General features: G+C 62.9%; 18 protein-coding genes. 12 read left to right on the forward strand and 6 right to left on the reverse strand.

Going from position 1 to position 17,656, the window contains the following annotated elements:
- The gene (locus AC1DZ8_RS15095) at positions 1-2,067 is read right to left on the reverse strand and encodes a putative bifunctional diguanylate cyclase/phosphodiesterase (protein ID WP_477304484.1); all 2,067 of its coding nucleotides are present in this window, start codon (positions 2,065-2,067) and stop codon (positions 1-3) included.
- 310 nt (positions 2,068-2,377) lie between these two features.
- On the opposite strand from AC1DZ8_RS15095, the gene AC1DZ8_RS15100 reads away from it, so the two are divergent.
- Together AC1DZ8_RS15100 and tdh are read left to right on the forward strand one after the other, a co-directional pair.
- Positions 2,378-3,565 carry a glycine C-acetyltransferase gene (locus AC1DZ8_RS15100; protein WP_477304482.1) on the forward strand — a complete coding sequence of 396 codons (1,188 nt, stop codon included), beginning with the start codon at positions 2,378-2,380 and terminating at the stop codon, positions 3,563-3,565.
- Positions 3,566-3,609: 44 nt separating this feature from the next.
- Entirely contained in the window at positions 3,610-4,644 is a 1,035-nt protein-coding gene (tdh, locus tag AC1DZ8_RS15105; RefSeq protein ID WP_477304480.1) for an L-threonine 3-dehydrogenase, read from the forward strand.
- A 204-nt stretch (positions 4,645-4,848) separates the two neighbouring features.
- On the opposite strand, the gene AC1DZ8_RS15110 is transcribed toward tdh, so the two are convergent.
- A complete protein-coding gene (locus AC1DZ8_RS15110) occupies positions 4,849-5,298 on the reverse strand; it encodes a MarR family winged helix-turn-helix transcriptional regulator (RefSeq protein ID WP_477304568.1) in 450 nt (149 codons plus the stop codon).
- Positions 5,299-5,419: 121 nt separating this feature from the next.
- On the opposite strand from AC1DZ8_RS15110, the gene hmgA reads away from it, so the two are divergent.
- From hmgA to AC1DZ8_RS15140, 6 genes are read left to right on the forward strand one after another with little or no spacing between them, the layout of a single operon-like run.
- Complete coding sequence (gene hmgA, locus AC1DZ8_RS15115; protein ID WP_477304478.1) at positions 5,420-6,733, forward strand: homogentisate 1,2-dioxygenase; 1,314 nt, start codon at positions 5,420-5,422, stop codon at positions 6,731-6,733.
- Positions 6,734-6,743: 10 nt separating this feature from the next.
- Entirely contained in the window at positions 6,744-7,601 is an 858-nt protein-coding gene (locus AC1DZ8_RS15120) for an MBL fold metallo-hydrolase (RefSeq protein ID WP_477304476.1), read from the forward strand.
- A gap of 2 nt (positions 7,602-7,603) precedes the next feature.
- A complete protein-coding gene (locus AC1DZ8_RS15125) occupies positions 7,604-7,921 on the forward strand; it encodes a DUF7660 family protein (protein WP_477304474.1) in 318 nt (105 codons plus the stop codon).
- 33 nt (positions 7,922-7,954) lie between these two features.
- Entirely contained in the window at positions 7,955-8,968 is a 1,014-nt protein-coding gene (locus tag AC1DZ8_RS15130) for a fumarylacetoacetate hydrolase family protein (RefSeq protein WP_477304472.1), read from the forward strand.
- Positions 8,969-8,983: 15 nt separating this feature from the next.
- Positions 8,984-9,280, forward strand: coding sequence for a hypothetical protein (locus AC1DZ8_RS15135; RefSeq protein ID WP_477304470.1), 297 nt, complete (start codon positions 8,984-8,986; stop codon positions 9,278-9,280).
- Positions 9,277-9,813 carry a DinB family protein gene (locus tag AC1DZ8_RS15140; protein ID WP_477304468.1) on the forward strand — a complete coding sequence of 179 codons (537 nt, stop codon included), beginning with the start codon at positions 9,277-9,279 and terminating at the stop codon, positions 9,811-9,813. The genes AC1DZ8_RS15135 and AC1DZ8_RS15140 overlap by 4 nt, the downstream gene beginning before the upstream one ends.
- Before the next feature lie 79 nt (positions 9,814-9,892).
- On the opposite strand, the gene hppD is transcribed toward AC1DZ8_RS15140, so the two are convergent.
- On the reverse strand, positions 9,893-11,008 hold the full coding sequence (hppD, locus tag AC1DZ8_RS15145; protein WP_477304466.1) for a 4-hydroxyphenylpyruvate dioxygenase: 1,116 nt from the start codon (positions 11,006-11,008) through the stop codon (positions 9,893-9,895).
- A 139-nt stretch (positions 11,009-11,147) separates the two neighbouring features.
- Between hppD and AC1DZ8_RS15150 the strand changes: the two genes are divergently transcribed.
- Positions 11,148-11,615, forward strand: coding sequence for an Lrp/AsnC family transcriptional regulator (locus AC1DZ8_RS15150; RefSeq protein WP_112565006.1), 468 nt, complete (start codon positions 11,148-11,150; stop codon positions 11,613-11,615).
- Positions 11,616-11,769: 154 nt separating this feature from the next.
- Here AC1DZ8_RS15150 and AC1DZ8_RS15155 read toward each other — a convergent pair whose 3' ends face one another.
- Complete coding sequence (locus AC1DZ8_RS15155; protein ID WP_352592462.1) at positions 11,770-12,108, reverse strand: protein tyrosine phosphatase family protein; 339 nt, start codon at positions 12,106-12,108, stop codon at positions 11,770-11,772.
- A 208-nt stretch (positions 12,109-12,316) separates the two neighbouring features.
- Between AC1DZ8_RS15155 and AC1DZ8_RS15160 the strand changes: the two genes are divergently transcribed.
- On the forward strand, positions 12,317-12,661 hold the full coding sequence (locus AC1DZ8_RS15160) for a RidA family protein (RefSeq protein ID WP_477304463.1): 345 nt from the start codon (positions 12,317-12,319) through the stop codon (positions 12,659-12,661).
- A gap of 42 nt (positions 12,662-12,703) precedes the next feature.
- On the opposite strand, the gene hutC is transcribed toward AC1DZ8_RS15160, so the two are convergent.
- Both hutC and AC1DZ8_RS15170 read right to left on the reverse strand, forming a co-directional pair.
- Positions 12,704-13,447, reverse strand: coding sequence for a histidine utilization repressor (gene hutC / locus AC1DZ8_RS15165; RefSeq protein ID WP_477304461.1), 744 nt, complete (start codon positions 13,445-13,447; stop codon positions 12,704-12,706).
- On the reverse strand, positions 13,444-14,796 hold the full coding sequence (locus AC1DZ8_RS15170) for a formimidoylglutamate deiminase (RefSeq protein ID WP_477304459.1): 1,353 nt from the start codon (positions 14,794-14,796) through the stop codon (positions 13,444-13,446). Before AC1DZ8_RS15170 ends, hutC begins: the two co-directional genes overlap by 4 nt.
- Before the next feature lie 88 nt (positions 14,797-14,884).
- Here AC1DZ8_RS15170 and hutI point away from each other — a divergent pair, with 88 nt between their 5' ends.
- The gene (gene hutI, locus AC1DZ8_RS15175) at positions 14,885-16,120 is read left to right on the forward strand and encodes an imidazolonepropionase (protein WP_477304457.1); all 1,236 of its coding nucleotides are present in this window, start codon (positions 14,885-14,887) and stop codon (positions 16,118-16,120) included.
- Positions 16,117-17,655 carry a histidine ammonia-lyase gene (gene hutH, locus AC1DZ8_RS15180; protein WP_477304455.1) on the forward strand — a complete coding sequence of 513 codons (1,539 nt, stop codon included), beginning with the start codon at positions 16,117-16,119 and terminating at the stop codon, positions 17,653-17,655. The genes hutI and hutH overlap by 4 nt, the downstream gene beginning before the upstream one ends.
- Position 17,656 lies beyond the last annotated feature (1 nt).

Genomic DNA, 17,656 nt, shown 5'->3' on the forward strand with positions numbered 1-17,656 from the left:
CTACGCCAGATTGCCCTGCAGCACCTTGAGCTTGGCTTTCTTCGGGCTGCGCGCCAGGAGCCATTCGCGCGCCTTGTCCTGCGGCATCGGGAAGGCGATGGAATAGCCCTGCACCTGATCGCAGCCGATCGCCATCAGCGAATCGAGCTCGGCTTCGGTTTCCGCCCCCTCGGCGACGATCGAAATGCCGAGGCCACGCGCCAGTTCGGTGATGGCGCGCACGATCTTGGTGTTGTCGCCATTCTCGTTGATGTTCTGGACGAAGCGGCGGTCGATCTTCAGCCGGTCGATCTCGTTCGGATTGACATGGCTGAGCGAGGCATAGCCGGTGCCGAAATCGTCGAGCTCGAGATGCACGCCCGCAGCGCGGATGTGGCGCAGCTTGGCTGCAATGCCGGTCTTCTCGTCGTCGAGAATGACGGATTCGACGATTTCCAGCGACAGTTTCTCCGGCTTCAGGCCAGCCTTTTCCAGCGTCGCGAACAGGAAGCGGTCGAAGTCCGGCTCGCGCAGCTCGGTGCCGGATACGTTGACGGCAAGCCGCCCGAAGGCGATGCCGGCGCGATCCCACTCGGCTGCTTGCTCGATCGCCTTGGCAAAGACGATGCGGCCGATCTCGGGCATGAAACCACATTTTTCGGCGACGGGAATGAACTCGCCCGGCGAGATCATGCCGCGTTCGGCATGCTTCCAGCGCACCAGCGCCTCGATCCCGCTGATGGTGCCGTTGGTCAGCGACACCTGTGGCTGGAAATAGACCTGGAAGGCATTCTCAGAGATGGCGACCTTGATGTCGTGCTCGAGCTGCTTTCGGTGGTCGAGCTCGCGCCTGAGCTCCTCGGAGAAGAACGAGAAGCTGCCGCCGCCGAGCTTCTTGGCGGAATAGAGCGCGAGGTCGGCGTGGACGAGCAGATCCGCCGCATTGTCGGCGTCGATCGGATAGACGGCAATGCCGGCGCTGGCGCCCGGAAGGATGGTCGTGCCCTGGAACATGATCGGCTCGTTGATCTGTTCGAGAATGCGCCTGGCCAGCATGTTGATGTCCTCGGTGCCACCGGCGCCGTTGAGGATCATGACGAATTCGTCGCCGCCGAGGCGTGCGCACAGATCCGACGCGCGGCAGGAATCGCGCATGCGTTGCGCGGTGACGACCAGCACATAGTCGCCGGCGGCGTGGCCGAGCGTGTCGTTGATCTGCTTGAACCGGTCGAGATCGAGCTGGATCACCGCCAGCCTTTCACGCCGGCGATGCGCGCCCTTGATCAGCGTTTCGAAATGATCGGTGAGGAAGGTGCGGTTGTGCAGGCCGGTCAGCCCGTCATGCACGGCGATGAAGGCCATTGAATTGCGGGCGTCGATAAGCTCATGCGTTTTGCGCAGGATCGCCTTCGACATCGGCCGGAAGATGAAAAGCGCGACCAGCACGATGACGCCGATGGTGGCGTAGAACAAGGTGCGATGGAGATCGAGCAGCTTTTCCGACCGTTCGTCGGCGAAGGCGCTGATGCGCTGGCCAAGGGCGGCATAGCCCGAGAGCGTCGCGTTGGCGACCGAGGCGTCGAGATTGACGCGTTCGCCGCCACCCTTGTAGGCGGCATTGCCGGCGAGCTGGGATTCAAAGGACGAGATCAGCCTTTGGCCGTTGGCGATAAGCCCGACCGAGAAATAGTCGAGGTGGAACGGCTTGGCGAACAGCACGTTTTCGATCGATTTCGGATCGGACCGTGCCGGCGACTTGGGATCGGCCCCGGTCTGCTCAAGCAGCAGATCGTAATTCGTCTCGAACTCGGTGGTCGCTTGCTTCAGCGCAGAAACCAGAGCCGGCTGCTTGTCGCGCGAGGCGGAGCCGGTTGCACTTGCCAGGAAGACGATGCGCTGCGACAGCGCCTTCTGGGTGCTGACGATATCGAGCAGAGTGTGGTTGTGCTGCTGGGCCGCCATCATCTGCTGCAGCAGGATGAAGGAGGCCATCACCATGGCCGCGATGATGAACAGCGCCAGCCAGTAGCCAGTCTTGATCAGCAGGATCAGTTTGCCCGAGATGGTTTGCGCCGGCTGCTGCGACATATTCTAGGTGACCCCTCGGTCGAACGGATTCTGCCACAGATTCATGGCGAGAAGACCATTGGCTTGAAAGGGTTAACAGGTCTCGAAGCCGGCGGAATTGTTGCTTCAGCAGTGAACGAAAGCTGCTGAAATGGTTATCATGTTCTTTCGCGGCATGGCCATATTCGTGCCCCTGCTACTCCAGCATGCTGGTTGTACGATCGGATCGCGCCAGGGTTGAGCCTGCCGCGCCACCGAAGCGGTCGCTTTTGCGGTGGATTTTTCACTCGGGGGGCGCGACAGTCGCCGCCAATCTCAATAGGACCTGATCATGAGCGCGGCATTCCTCTCCCATATCGACAATGAACTGCAAGGACTGAAATCCGCCGGGCTCTACAAATCCGAGCGGGTGATCACCTCGACGCAGTCGGCCGAGATCGAGGTCGGTGGCGACAAGGTGCTGAACTTCTGCGCCAACAACTATCTTGGCCTCGCCGACAGCCCCGAATTGCGCACCGCCGCCAAAGGCGCGCTCGACCGCTATGGCTACGGCATGGCTTCGGTGCGCTTCATCTGCGGAACGCAGGAAGAGCACAAGCAGCTTGAGGCCACGATCTCGTCCTTCCTCGGCCTGGACGACACCATCCTTTACGGCTCGTGCTTCGATGCAAATGGCGGCTTGTTCGAGACGCTGCTCGGCGAGGAGGATGCGATCATCTCCGATGCGCTCAACCACGCCTCGATCATCGACGGCGTGCGGCTGTCGAAGGCAAAGCGCTTCCGTTACGCCAACAACGACATGTCCGATCTCGAAGCGCGACTGAAGGAAGCGAAGGACTGCCGCTTCCGCCTGATAGCCACCGACGGCGTGTTTTCCATGGACGGCATCATCGCCAATCTCAGGGGCGTCTGCGATCTGGCGGAAAAATACGACGCCATGGTGATGGTCGACGACAGCCATGCCGTCGGCTTCGTCGGCAAAAACGGCCGCGGTTCGGCCGAGCATTGCGGCGTCGAGGGCAGGGTGGACATCATCACCGGTACGCTTGGCAAGGCGCTGGGCGGCGCGTCCGGCGGCTACACCTCGGGCAAAAGCCAGGTGGTCGACTGGCTGCGCCAGCGTTCGCGGCCTTACCTCTTCTCCAACACGCTGATGCCGGCGATCGCCGGCGCCTCGATCAAGGTGTTCGAGCTGATCCGCAATGGCGATGCCTTGCGCGAGCGCCTCTATGCCAATGCAGCGCGGTTTCGGTCCGAAATGGGCAAGCTCGGCTTCACACTGGCTGGCGCGGATCATCCGATCATCCCGGTGATGCTGGGCGATGCCAGCCTGGCGCAGGAGATGGCTGCGCGCATGCTGAAGCGCGGCATCTATGTCATCGGCTTTTCCTTCCCGGTGGTGCCGAAGGGCCAGGCGCGCATCCGCACGCAGATGTCGGCGGCGCATTCCAGCGCCGACATCGATCGCGCCGTGGCGGCATTCGCGGCGGTTGGCAAGGAACTGGGCGTCATTTCCTGATCGCCGAAAGCGATTCCGGATCAAAGGATTCAAGGGACAAAAGAATGTCGAACATGATGAAGGCGCTGGTGAAGGCCAAGGCCGAGCCGGGCATCTGGATGGAAGAGGTGCCGGTCCCGGAGATCGGCCCCAACGATGTGCTGATCAAGGTCAAGAAAACCGCGATCTGCGGCACCGACGTGCATATCTACAATTGGGATCAGTGGGCACAAAAGACCGTGCCGGTGCCGATGGTGACCGGCCATGAATTCGTCGGCACCGTTGCCGATTTCGGCGCCGCCGTCACCGAATACAAGGTCGGCCAGCGCGTTTCGGGCGAGGGCCACATCGTGTGCGGCCATTGCCGCAACTGCCGCGCCGGGCGAGGGCATCTCTGCCGCAACACGCTCGGCGTCGGCGTCAACCGTCCCGGCGCCTTCGGCGAATATCTGGCGATCCCGCAGCACAATGTCGTGCCGATCCCCGACGATGTGCCCGACGAAATCGCCGCGATCTTCGATCCGCTCGGCAATGCCGTCCACACCGCTTTGTCCTTCGATCTCGTCGGCGAAGACGTGCTGGTCACCGGCGCCGGCCCGATCGGCATCATGGGCGCGCTCGTTGCCCAGTGTGTGGGTGCGCGAAAAGTCGTCATCACCGACATCAACCCGGTGCGGCTGGCGCTGGCCAAAAAACTTGGCGTCCAGCATGTCGTCGATGCGTCCAAGGAAAAGCTTAGGGATGTCATGCCGGCGCTCGGCATGACCGAGGGTTTTGACGTCGGCCTCGAAATGTCGGGCGCCGCGCCCGCCTTCCGCGACATGATCGATACCATGAACAATGGCGGCAAGATCGCCATTCTCGGCATCGCGCCGACCGGCTTCGAGATCGACTGGAACAAGGTCATCTTCAAGATGCTGCATCTCAAGGGCATCTATGGCCGCGAGATGTTCGAGACCTGGTACAAGATGATCGCCCTGGTGCAGGGCCCGGTGGATGTGTCGGGCCTGATCACGCATCGCATTGGTATCGACGATTTCCAGACAGGGTTTGATGCGATGCGCAGCGGCAGTTCCGGCAAGGTGGTGATGGACTGGTAGTTTGCCGATTGGAGAGGTTGGCGATCCTTCGCGCCCCCCTCTGTCCTGCCGGACATCTCCCCCACGAGGGGGGAGATTAGATGTCACGCGGGCTTTCGCCAATCGCCAACGTTGCAGGACGAGCGGTGCGCTGGAACCGCTAATCTCCCCCCAAGTGGGGGAGATGTCCGGCAGGACAGAGGGGGGCGCTGTCCCGCCAGCCTATCAGTTCTGCTTTCCTTCCAACGCCGTCTCCAGCGCCGCCACCCCGTTCACAATCGCCGCTCGTTCCCCCGCGCTGAGCCTAGCCAAAAGCTCCATTTCAAACGCTTTCGCCAACGGCACCATCTCGCGGTAGGCGGCAAGCCCGGCCTTCGTCAGGGCCAGGTGCTCGACACGCCGGTCATTCTCGTCCGGCGTGCGGGTCAGCCAGCGCCTTCGCTCGAGTTCGGCTACCGCTCGCGAAACCTTGGTCTTGTGCATCGCCGATTGTTCGCCAAGCGCCGTCGCGGTCATCGTGCCGCGCTGGCCCAGCCCTGAAAGCGTGCGCCATTCCGGCCGGGTCAGGCCGTGGCGGTCGCGGTAGATTTTCGAGAATTCGCGGCTGACGGCGTCGGCAAGCCGGTAGAGCCGGTAGGGCAGGAAGCTTTCGAGTTCGAGAACTTCAGGTTCCATCTGCGCACCGTGGATGCGTTCGCCGTTGATAGTTACATTTTCAATGGTTACAAATGAAACCAGTTTGGTCAATATCGCCGGCAGCCACTCTTTCAAGGGGGCCGGGATCAGGGAGGATCGCATGACCTTTTCCTACATGCCGGGCTTCGGCAATGATTTTGAGACCGAAACCTTGCCCGGCTCGCTGCCGCAGGGGCGGAATTCGCCGCAGCGGCCAGCCTACGGGCTCTATGCCGAGCAGCTTTCCGGCTCGCCCTTCACGGCCCCGCGCGGCACCAATGAGCGCTCCTGGCTCTACCGCATCCGGCCGAGCGTAAAACACACCGGCCGCTTCAAGGCGGCGAGGTATCCCTTGTGGAAGACCGCACCCAATGTCGGCGACCACGAGCTGGCACTCGGACAGTACCGCTGGAACCCGGTGCCGATGCCGAAGGAGCCGACCGATTTCATTCAGGGCATGCGCACCATCACCACCGCCGGCGATGTACTGGGGCAGAGCGGCATGGCGGCGCATGTCTATGTCGCCAACCGCTCCATGGTCGACGACCACGTCTTCAACGCCGACGGCGAGTTGCTTGTCGTGCCGCAAGTTGGCGCCTTGCGCTTCGTCACCGAGATGGGCGTCATCGAATTGCGTCCCGGCGAGATCGCCGTGTTGCCGCGCGGGCTGGTGTTCAAGGTCGAACTGGTCGATGCCGAAGTGCGCGGCTATGTCTGCGAAAACTATGGCGCCAAGCTGACGCTGCCCGACCGCGGCCCGATCGGCGCCAATTGCCTGGCCAATCCGCGCGACTTCAAAACACCGTGCGCCTGGTTCGAGGAGAAGGAGACGCCGTGCCGGCTGACGGTGAAATGGTGCGGCAATTTCCATGTCACCGAGATCGGCCATTCGCCGCTCGACGTCGTCGCCTGGCACGGCAACTACGCGCCCTACAAATATGATCTGGCGACATTTTCGCCGGTCGGCGCTATCCTGTTCGACCACCCGGATCCGTCGATCTTCACCGTGCTGACAGCGCCGAGCGGCGAGGAAGGCACCGCCAACATCGACTTCGTCATCTTCCCGCCGCGCTGGCTGGTGGCGGAGGACACGTTCCGGCCGCCCTGGTACCACCGCAACATCATGAGCGAGTTCATGGGCCTGATCCACGGCCAATACGATGCCAAGGAGGAAGGTTTTGTGCCCGGCGGCATCAGCCTTCACAATCTGATGCTGGCCCACGGCCCCGACGCACCTGGCTTCGAAAAGGCCTCGCGTGTCGAACTGAAACCGGTCAAGCTCGACAACACGATGGCGTTCATGTTCGAGACCCGATTCCCGCAAATGCTGACCCGCTACGGCGCCGAGCTTGAAACAAGGCAGGACAACTACATCGATTGCTGGTCCGATCTGAAGAAGCGTTTCAACGGCACGCCGGAGGGCGACTGGTCTTGAGGCTCGCCCTATGAGCGACCGGCTGGTGTGTCTCGGCTCCAAGGGCGGCCCGGCGCTGCGGCCGGGCGGACCGTGGCCGAGTTCGTCGCTGCTGGAATTCGGCGGCCGAACCATTGTCGTCGATTGCGGGCTGGGCGTCACGCGCGGCCTGGTCGATGCCGGCATCAGCCTCAAGGCGCTCGACCTGATCTTCATCACCCATCTGCATTCCGACCATGTGCTGGAACTGGGGCCGCTGCTGCACACCGCCTGGACGGCCGGTCTCGCAAACCCGGTGACGCTGTTCGGCCCGCCCGGCACCGGCCATTACTGGCGACGCTTCTGCCAGGCGATGGAGTTCGACATCGAGATCCGCATCGTCGACGAGGGCAGGCCGGATATTCGCGAGCTGGTTTCGATCGTCGAATTCGGCGAGGGCGAGATTCTTGCGCAAAGCGGCCTGAAGGTGTCGGCGCTTCGCGTCGATCATCCGCCGGTGACCGATTGTTTCGCGTTGCGGTTCGACCATGCGGGCAAACGCGTCGTCTTCTCGGCCGACACCGCCTTCTTTCCGCCGCTCGCCGGTTTTGCCAGAAATGCCGATATCCTCGTCCATGAAGCCATGCTGGAAGAAGGCATCGAGCGGCTGGTCGCCAGGACCGGCAACGGCGCGCGGCTGAAGGAGCATCTGCTCGCCAGCCACAGCTTTGCCGAGGAAGCCGGGCGCATCGCCAGCGATGCCGGCGTGAAAAGACTGGTGCTCAATCACCTTATTCCGGCTGACGATGCCGAGATCGGTGAGGCCGATTGGGAGGCTGCCGTCAGGAAATCGTGGGCCGGTGACTTGACGATTGCCCGCGACGGCCTTGTTGTGGGGTTTCGGGAGTAACGATGGCCGACGACGAGCTTTGGGAAGAGGTGCGCAAATCCGGGGAGGCATCCTGGGCGCAGCTCTCTCTGTTTCTCGAACGAGTGAAGGACTTGCCGTCCTTTGTCCGCTTCATCGATGCGCTGCGAAAGGACCGCGAGGAGGACGCGAGGCCCGGACCATCCGACCCGGGCTGGAATGGCTGGTACAACGGGTCGGTAGCTACTTTTCTTGAAGCGGCGGTCGCCTGCGTCCAAGACAATGGGCCGGAATTTCTAGCTGACGAAAACCCCTGGAAAGCCGCAGCCAGAATTCTCTATGCCGGCAAATGTTACGAATAACCGCAAAACTACGAATAATCATTGGGAGGACGCATGAAGCTTGCCACATTGAAGGACGGGACGCGCGACGGAAAACTCGTCGTCGTCTCGCGCGACCTGACGCGCTTCACCGACGCCTCGTTCCTGGCGCGAACACTGCAGGCGGCGCTCGACGACTGGCAGCGGATTTCGCCGCATCTGGCGACGATCGCTGAATCGTTGGAAAACAACGCTGTGCCGTCGGCACGCTTCCATGAGCATGACGCCCATTCGCCGTTGCCGCGCGCCTATCAATGGGCCGACGGTTCGGCCTATGTGAACCATGTCGAACTGGTGCGCAAAGCCCGCGGCGCCGACATGCCGGCAGGCTTCTGGACCGATCCGCTGATCTATCAGGGCGGCTCGGATTCTTTCATCGCGCCGCGCGAGCCGATCCGCATGGCCGACGAAGCCTTCGGCATCGACATGGAGGCGGAAGTCGCCGTCGTCGTCGACGACGTGCCGATGGGCGCCAGCCTCGACCAGGCGCGCGTGGCGATCCGGCTGGTCATGCTGGTCAATGACGTAACGCTGCGTACACTCACCGGTCCCGAACTTGCCAAGGGGTTCGGCTTCTTCCAGTCGAAGCCGTCTTCGGCATTCTCGCCGGTGGCGGTAACGCCGGACGAACTCGGCGACGCCTGGGATGGCGGCAAGGTCAGCCTGCCGCTGCTCGCCGACCTCAACGGCAAGCCGTTCGGCCGCGCCAATGCCGGCGTCGACATGACCTTCGATTTCCCGGCTTTGATCGCTCACGCCGCGAAAACACGGCCGCTGGTTGCCGGCACCATCATCGGCTCCGGCACCGTCTCCAACAAGCTGGATGGCGGCCCGGGCAGGCCGGTGTCGGCAGGCGGCGCCGGCTATTCCTGCATCGCCGAACTGCGCATGATCGAGACCATCGAATCGGGCGAACCCAAGACGCCATTCCTGCGCTTTGGCGATACGGTGCGTATCGAGATGAAGAATAAGAGTGGAAACTCGATCTTCGGCGCCATCGAGCAGAAGGTCGAGAAGTACCAGCCATAACAGGGGAACCATGCAATGACGGGCGAAGCGTTCTATCTGTTGGCCGGCATCTGGGCGCTTGGCATTCTGGTGGTGTTCATCCAGGCGATCCGGCTGAGTTACCGCATCGAAGCGCGCTCGCCCGATCTGACCAACCGCAGCGGCTACCCGCGCAAGGCGATGATGTTTCACACCATCACCAACATCAATGTAGCGCGCGATGAGGAGACGCAGGCGCTGCGGCGGCGCATGAACCGGCTTTTGCTGATCGTTGTCGCCGGCTTCGCGGTCATGGCGGCCGGCATTGGCCTGGTCAGGCGAATGAACTCGTGACCCTGCTCGAGCATCTGCGCCGCATGGCCGGCAACAATCTCTGGTCGAACGACCGGCTCTACCGCGCCGTGATAGCGCTCAAGCCCGGCGAATTCGAGGCCGAACGCACCAGCTTCTTCCCGTCGATCAAAGCGACGCTCAATCACATCCTTGCGGTCGATTATCTCTATCTCGATTTCCTGGAGGAAGGCGGCGTGGGTGCGGCCGCCCATGACGACTATGTGCCGTTCGATGAGCCGCAGGCGCTGTTTGCCGCGCAGCTTACAGCCGACCGGCGGCTGATCGCCTTTTGCGGCAAGCTGTCGGAAGCCGATCTCGACCGTCGCGTCATCACCGACCGGCGCGAGGACGGCATGATCCCCGAAAAGATCGGCGACATCCTCGCCCATGTCTTCCTGCACGACATCCACCATCGCGGCCAGGTGCACGCGATGCTGTCCGGCACCTCGGTCGCGCCGCCGCAACTGGACGAGTTTCTACTCGATTACGATTTGAGGGTGAGGAAGGAAGAGGTCGAGCGGCTTGGGTTGTGATCGACATTCCGATATTCGCGCCGCCCCTCATTGCCCGGCAGGCAGGTGAGGGGCAGTTCGGCGTTGGCAATTTTTGGCGTTACGCCGCCTTGCCATCCACCTTGATCACGCCGCGCTTGATCTGGTCCTGCTCGATCGATTCGAACAGCGCGCGGAAATTGCCTTCGCCAAAGCCTTCGTCGCCCTTCCTCTGGATGAATTCGAAGAAAATCGGCCCGATCACGGTTTTGGAGAAGATCTGCAGCAGAATCTTGGTCATGCCGCCATCGACCACGCCTTCGCCGTCGATCAGGATGCCGTGCTTCTTCATCCGCTCGATCGGCTCGTCATGGCCGTTCACCCTGTTGTACGACATGTCGTAATAGGTCTCCGGCGGGCCGGGCATGAATTTCAGCCCATTGTCGGCGAGCTTGTCGGTGGCGGCATAGATCTCATCGGTGCCGACCGCGATGTGCTGGATGCCTTCGCCATTGTACTTCTTCAGATACTCGGCGATCTGGCTGGTCTCGTCCTTGGATTCGTTCAGCGGAATGCGGATCTTGCCGCAGGGCGAGGTGATGGCGCGGCTGACCAGGCCGGTGATCTTGCCGTCAATGTCGAAGAAATGGATCTGCTTGAAGCCGAACAACTCGCGATAAAAATCCCACCATTTGTCCATCTGGCCGCGATAGACATTGTGGGTGAGGTGGTCGAGGAAATAGAAGCCGACGCCTTGCGGCCGCGGATCGCGCTCGCCCAGCCACTCGAACTCGGCATCATAGGCCGAGCCCTTCTTGCCATAGGCATCGATGAAATAGAGCAGCGAGCCGCCAATGCCGACAATGGCCGGCACGTCGAGCGCCTTGTCATTGCCTTCGTAAGGCGTGGCGCCTTTCGACACCGCATGGTCGAAGGCATGTTTTGCGTCGACAACACGCCAGGCCATCGAGGCCGCACAGGGGCCATGCTTGTCGACGAACTTCATCGCATGCGAGCCCGGCTCGGCATTGACGACATAGTTGATGTCGCCCTGGCGCCAGACGGTGATGTCTTTCGTGCGGTGCTTGGCCACCGCGACATACCCCATGCGGGTGAACAGTTCGGCGAGCTTCTGCGGCTCCGGATGCGCGAACTCGACGAACTCGAAACCGTCGGTGCCGGCCGGGTTTTCCTTGCTGATCTTGGCGGGCGGGGCGTCGTGCGGGAAGGGACCCATGGCATTCCTCCAAACGGATGGTGGCCACATCGGACCACGAGATATCCAATGATAGCGCGAAGTGGCCGCACGGTGCTTGCATTCAAACGCTTGAAATGATCATCTCGTGCGTAATTCATGCATAAATGGAGATAAATCCATGGATGACACGCGCATCGATCAATTCGACCGCAAGATAATGGCTCTATTGCAGGGCGACGCGCGGCTCACCAACAACGACCTCTCGGAACGCGTGAACCTGTCGGCATCGCAATGCTCGCGCCGCCGCCAGCGGCTGGAGGAAGACGGCTACATCAAGGGCTATCGCGCCGTGCTCGACCGCGACAAACTCGGCTTCTCGCTGGTCAACGTCATCTCGGTGACCTTGGCCACCCACAACCGCGACAATGCCAGGCGCTTCGGCGAACTGCTGGCGCGGCTGCCGGAGGTGCAGGAGGCGCATGCGCTGACCGGCGAGATGGATTATATCTTGAAGGTGGTGACGCCCGATCTCAAATCACTGTCGGAATTCGTCAACGGCGTGCTGTTGCCGCACGAATCGGTGCAGCATGTGAAGACTGCGATCGTGCTGGAGACGCTCAAGGAAACCGGTGCGCTGCCGATTTAAGGTGTGTTGATATTCAGGTGATGCCGGTCTGCAAACGGCGGCTTCCTACGCTTCCGGTGCTCACGTACTTAAGTACGCTCCGCTCCGGTTCTCGTAAGCCACCATTTTCGACTCGGCCTGACCTGAATCTCAGCACACCTTGCGCGAGGAATATTCAACCCTTCGACTGCTGGATCAGCCCATACAAATTCGTGCACCGCGCACCAGACCGGCAATAAGCAAACACCGGGCCTTCGAGCGCGTCGAGCGCCTCGGCCTGGTCCTCGACATTCTCGGCCGTGATCTGGCCGCTGATCACTGGAATGTAGCGGAAGGCAAGGCCGGCGGCTTCGACTGCGGCCTTGACGCTGTCGGCTGAGGGTTGGCCGGGCTGCTCGTCGTCCGGCCGGTTGCAGATCACGCTCTTGAAGCCGGCCTCCTTGATGGCGGCGGCATCTTCGGGCTGGATCTGGCCCGATACCGAATAATCCTCGCTGATTTCGCGATATTCCATGGCTCTCATCCTCGCAATCTGGTTTGGCGCAGAGTCTTGCCACTCTCGAGCGAGGTCGGCAATCCGCGCCGGAAAGAAATCCCTCGGCGCAGATAGACATTTGCGCCCCAACATCCAACCCAGGCTCAAGAGGTTTCGCGCTGTTGGCCTTGCCCGAAGCCGGCGCCAACTTTAAACAGGCGCCACCGACAACAGGAAGGAACCTCCCATGAGCATTCGTCGCATCGATGTTGGCCCGCGCATGAGCCAGATCGTCATCCACGGCAACACCGTCTACCTGGCCGGCCAGGTCGGAACGCCCGGCGCCAGCGTCGGCGACCAGACCAAGTCGATCCTGGCCACCATCGACGAACTGCTGGCCAAGGCCGGCACGGACAAGACCAAGATCCTGCAGGCGATCATCTGGCTGGCCGACATGGGCACCTTCGCCGAGATGAACAAGGAATGGGACAAGTGGGTGCCGCAAGGCAACACGCCCGCCCGCGCCACCGGCGAAGCCAAGCTCGCCGGCCCGGAGTATGTGGTTGAGATCATTATTACGGCTGCGATTTAAAGCGTTGAAGCTGCTGATCTCCCCCCTCGTGGGGGAGATCACTCAGCCCTGCGAAGGCCGAAACCTCGCCACCAGCGTGTGGCTCTCCGCGGCATAGGTGAACCTCACCTGCGTCACAGGGTGCTCGGCGCTCCAGGTCCGGCGCTCGACCACCAGGCATGGCGCGCCGATTGCAATATCGAGCGCTTCGACAATGTGCCTGTCGGCCGCCACCGCGCGGATGCGGTGCTCGGCCTCGCTCCATGGCACGCGGCCGATCAGCCAGGGGCCGGGGGCGATATCTAGAAACTCCTCCTCGCCGGCTTCCGCGACAGCGGCGAGATTGATCAGCCGCTGTTCGTGGGCGAACGGGCGCTTGCCGGCGAAATGCCGGCATTCGAGCGCCAGCACCTGTCCGGCGGCGCCAAGCTCCAGCAAGGCTCGATCCCCCGCGCTGCTGCGCCTTTTCTGCCGTGCGACACGCTCGTAGCGATAGGGCAGCCCCAGCGCCTCGACCTCGATCCTGATGTCGTGAATTTCCAGCACGGCCGCCTGCGACTGCGGCTGGCGCACGAAACTGCCCGAACGGCGGCGGCGCTCGATCAGCCCGGCCTTGGCCAGCTGCGACAGCGCCTTGTTCACCGTCATGCGCGAGCAATTGTATTCGGCCGTCAGTTCGTGCTCGAACGGGATGCGAAAGCCCGGCGCCCAGACGCCGGACAGGATCTTTTCGCTGATGTCGGACAGGATGCGCTGGTGCAGCGAACCGCCGCCTTCCACCGCCGCTGTCTCTGTAATAATACTCATGCCGAAAGCGCCGTCATCACCTGGCGAAAGCGCTCCGCGATCGCCTCACGCCTGGCATGCCGACCGCCGCTGACCTGTTTTTTGCCATGCACCCAGACGCAATCGACCTTGCCGCCATTGGCAAAGATCCAGGCATCGAGGATGGCATCGCCTTTCTTGCCGGTCAGAGAAGGGTTGTTCTGGTCGAGCGAGACGAAATCAGCCGGGCCACCGGTGGCGATCCGCGAAGGGCCGGCGCCGAGTGCGGCGCTGCCGCCATCCAGCGCGGCGTCGAACAAAGCGCGCCCGGTCGAGCCGCCGGCGACCGCCAGCACATTGCGGGCGCGATGCGCCAGGCGCTGCGAATATTCGAGCTGGCGCAATTCATCCGGCAGCCCGATCAGCACATTGGAATCGGAGCCGACGCCGAAGCGGCCGCCATGTTGGGTGAACAGCGGTGCGGCGAAGGTACCGTCGCCGAGATTGGCCTCGGTGATTGGGCAGAGGCCGGCAATGGCGCCGCTTTTGGCCATGCCGATGGTCTCAGTCTCGGTCATATGCGTGGCATGGATCAGGCACCAGCTTTTGTCGATCCCGGCATTGGCGAGCAGCCATTCGACCGGCCGCGCCCCGGACCAGGCCAGACAGTCCTCGACTTCCTTCACCTGCTCGGCGACGTGGATGTGGATCGGTCCGTCCGGCGCCATGGCGGCAACGGTGTTGAGTTCCTCCGGCGTCGCGGCGCGCAGACTGTGCGGGGCGACGCCGACGACGGCTTGATTCAACGCGCGAACCGATTCGCGGCTTTTCTCAAGCAGGCGCCCGAAGCGATTCACATCGTTGATGAATCGCCGCTGGCCTTCATTGGGCGCAGCGCCGCCGAAAGAAGAATGCGCGTAAAACACCGGCAGCAGCGTCAGGCCGATACCCGTCTCGGCGGATGCAGCCGCGATGCGCTCGGCCATCTCGGCGAGGTTGGCATAGGGCTTTCCGTCGCGGTCGTGATGGAGATAGTGGAACTCGCCGACGCGCGAGAACCCGGCCTCCAGCATCTCGACATAGAGCTGTGCGGCAACCGCCTCGACCTGGTCCGGCGTCATCGACAGCGCGAAGCGGTACATCACCTCGCGCCAGCTCCAGAAGCTGTCGGCCGAAGGGCCGCGCAATTCGGCAAGGCCGGCCATGCCGCGCTGGAAGGCGTGGCTGTGCAGGTTCGGCATGCCGGGGACAACAATGGCGTGCCGCTCGTCGTCGGCTTGCGGTGAGGAGCCCGGCTCGACGGCCGCGATGCGACCGTCGGTCAACGAAATCCGCACTCTGTCATGCCAGCCATCGGCCAGAAGCGCCTGTTCCGCAAAGATCGACGTCACGTTTTTCTCCGTGTTTCCTGAACATAGCACTTGCAGTGCGTTTCAATATGTATATACATAATCGCCATCCAATCAAACGGAAAAGATGATGGCGGCACAAGACAAAAGCCGGGCAGGGGGCCTTCACCTTTGGCGCAATGCGCGCCTGGCGACCATGGCCGAAAGCACTGCCGGACTGGGCATCGTCGAGAAGGGCGCGATCGTCGCTCGCGACGGTGTCATCGTCTATGCCGGGCCGGAAACGGACATGCCGTCAGCCCTCGCACAGGGCGCTGAGACCACCAATTGCGAAGGCCGCTGGATCACGCCCGGCCTCATCGACTGCCACACCCATCTCGTCCATGCCGGCAACCGCGCCAACGAGTTCGAGATGCGGCTGGCCGGCGCCACCTATGAAGAGGTCGCCCGCGCCGGCGGCGGCATCGTGTCCTCCGTCAAATCCTTGCGTGCCGCCAGCGAAGACGAGCTTGTTGCGCAGACGCTGCCGCGCCTCGATGCGCTGATGGCCGAGGGCGTCACCACAGTAGAGGTAAAGTCGGGCTACGGGCTCGATCTCGAAAATGAACAAAAGTCGCTGCGCGCTGCCCGGCGCCTGGACAAGCAGCGTCCGGTGACGGTGCGCACCACCTTCCTCGGCGCGCATGCGCTGCCGCCGGAAGCCAAGGGCGACAAGGACGCTTTTGTCGATCTGGTCGCCAACACGATCCTGCCGGCCATCGCCGCCGAGGGCCTGGCCGATGCCGTCGATGGTTTTTGCGAAGGCATCGCCTTTTCGCCGGAACAGATCGCGCGGGTGTTCGACAAGGCCGCCGCACTCGGCCTGCCCGTAAAACTTCATGCCGACCAGCTGTCCAATCTGAATGGTGCGGCCCTTGCCGCCCGCTACGGCGCGCTGTCGGCCGACCATCTCGAATACACCGACGAGGCCGGCGCCGTGGCGATGGCCAAGGCCGGCACCGTGGCGACCATCCTGCCCGGCGCCTACTACTTTATCCGCGAAACCAAGAAGCCGCCGATCGGTCTGTTTCGCCAGCACGGCGTGAAAATGGCGGTCGCCACCGACAACAATCCCGGCACTTCGCCGCTGACCTCGCTGCTTCTGACCATGAACATGGCCGCGACGTTGTTCGGTCTGACCGTCGAGGAATGCCTGGCCGGCACGACCCGCGAGGCCGCCCGCGCGCTTGGCCTGCTTGGTCAGACCGGTACACTGGAAGCTGGCAAATCCGCCGATCTGGCGATCTGGGACATCGAGCGCCCGGCTGAACTCGTCTACCGCATGGGCTTCAACCCGCTTCATGCCCGCATCTGGAGAGGACAATGACCGAACTCAACCTGAAGCCCGGCAATGCAACGCTGGCCGACTGGCGCACCATTTACCGTGGTGCCGTGCCGAAGCTCGACGCCTCCTGCCGGCCCAAGATCAAGGCGAGTGCTGAGGCGGTGGCGCGCATCGTCGCCAAGGGTGAGCCGGTCTATGGCATCAACACCGGCTTCGGCAAACTGGCCAGCGTCCGCATCCCGGCGGCCGATCTGGAAACCCTGCAGCGCAACATCGTTTTGTCGCACGCTGCCGGTGTCGGCGAGCCGATGCCGGTCGCCGTTGTTCGGCTGATGATGGCGCTAAAACTCGCCAGCCTGGCGCAGGGCGCCTCGGGCGTGCGGCCGCAAACCATCGAACTGCTGGAAGCCATGCTCGCCAATGACGTCATTCCCGTGGTGCCGGCGCAAGGCTCGGTCGGCGCTTCCGGCGATCTCGCGCCGCTGGCGCATATGACGGCGGTTATGATCGGCGTCGGCGAATGCTTTACCCCGCATGGCCGTTTCCCGGCCAAGGTCGCTTTCGTCTCGCACGGGCTGGAGCCGGTGACGCTCGGCGCCAAGGAAGGCCTGGCGCTGCTCAATGGCACCCAGTTTTCCACCGCCTATGCGCTGGCCGCCCTGTTCGAGGCCGAAGTGCTTTACCAGTCGGCGCTGGTCGCCGGCGCGCTGTCGACCGATGCCGCCAAGGGTTCCGACGCCCCGTTCGATCCGCGCATTCATCTCCTGAGAAAGCACCCCGGCCAGATCGAGACGGCGGCAGCTTTGCGCAATCTGATGGCCGGCAGCGCCATCCGTGAATCGCACCGCGTCGGCGACGAGCGCGTGCAGGACCCATACTGCCTGCGCTGCCAGCCGCAGGTGATGGGTGCGGCATTGAGCGTGCTGCGCCAGGCCGCCGACACGCTCGGCACCGAAGCCAATGGCGTCACCGACAATCCGTTGATCTTCGCCGAAGACGACACCGCACTCTCCGGCGGCAATTTCCACGCCGAGCCGGTCGCGTTCGCCGCCGACATGATCGCGCTTGTCGTCTGCGAGATCGGCTCGCTGTCGGAACGCCGCATCGCCATGCTCGTCGATCCCGCGCTCTCCGGCATGCCGGCCTTCCTGACGCCTAAGCCCGGCCTCAACTCCGGCTTCATGATCCCGCAGGTGACCGCGGCAGCACTCGTCTCCGAAAACAAGCAGAAGGCCTATCCGGCATCAGTCGATTCCATCCCGACCTCGGCCAACCAGGAAGACCATGTTTCGATGGCCGCACATGGCGCGCGCCGGCTGATCGGCATGGTGGAGAATGCGACGGCCGTTATCGGCATCGAACTGTTGGCTGCCGCACAGGGCTGCGATTTCCATGCGCCGCTGGCGTCGAGCGCAGCGCTGGAAGCCGTCCGCAAATTGGTTCGCGCCGAGGTGCCGCATCTCGACACCGACCGGCATTTCCACCCCGACATGGAAAAGGCGATCGCCATGGTGCGCAGTGGCGCTGCCATCAAGGCGGCCGGCGCGATAACACTGCCTTCGATCTCGGGAGCCTGAC

This window comes from Mesorhizobium sp. P2_F7 (assembly GCF_056403695.1).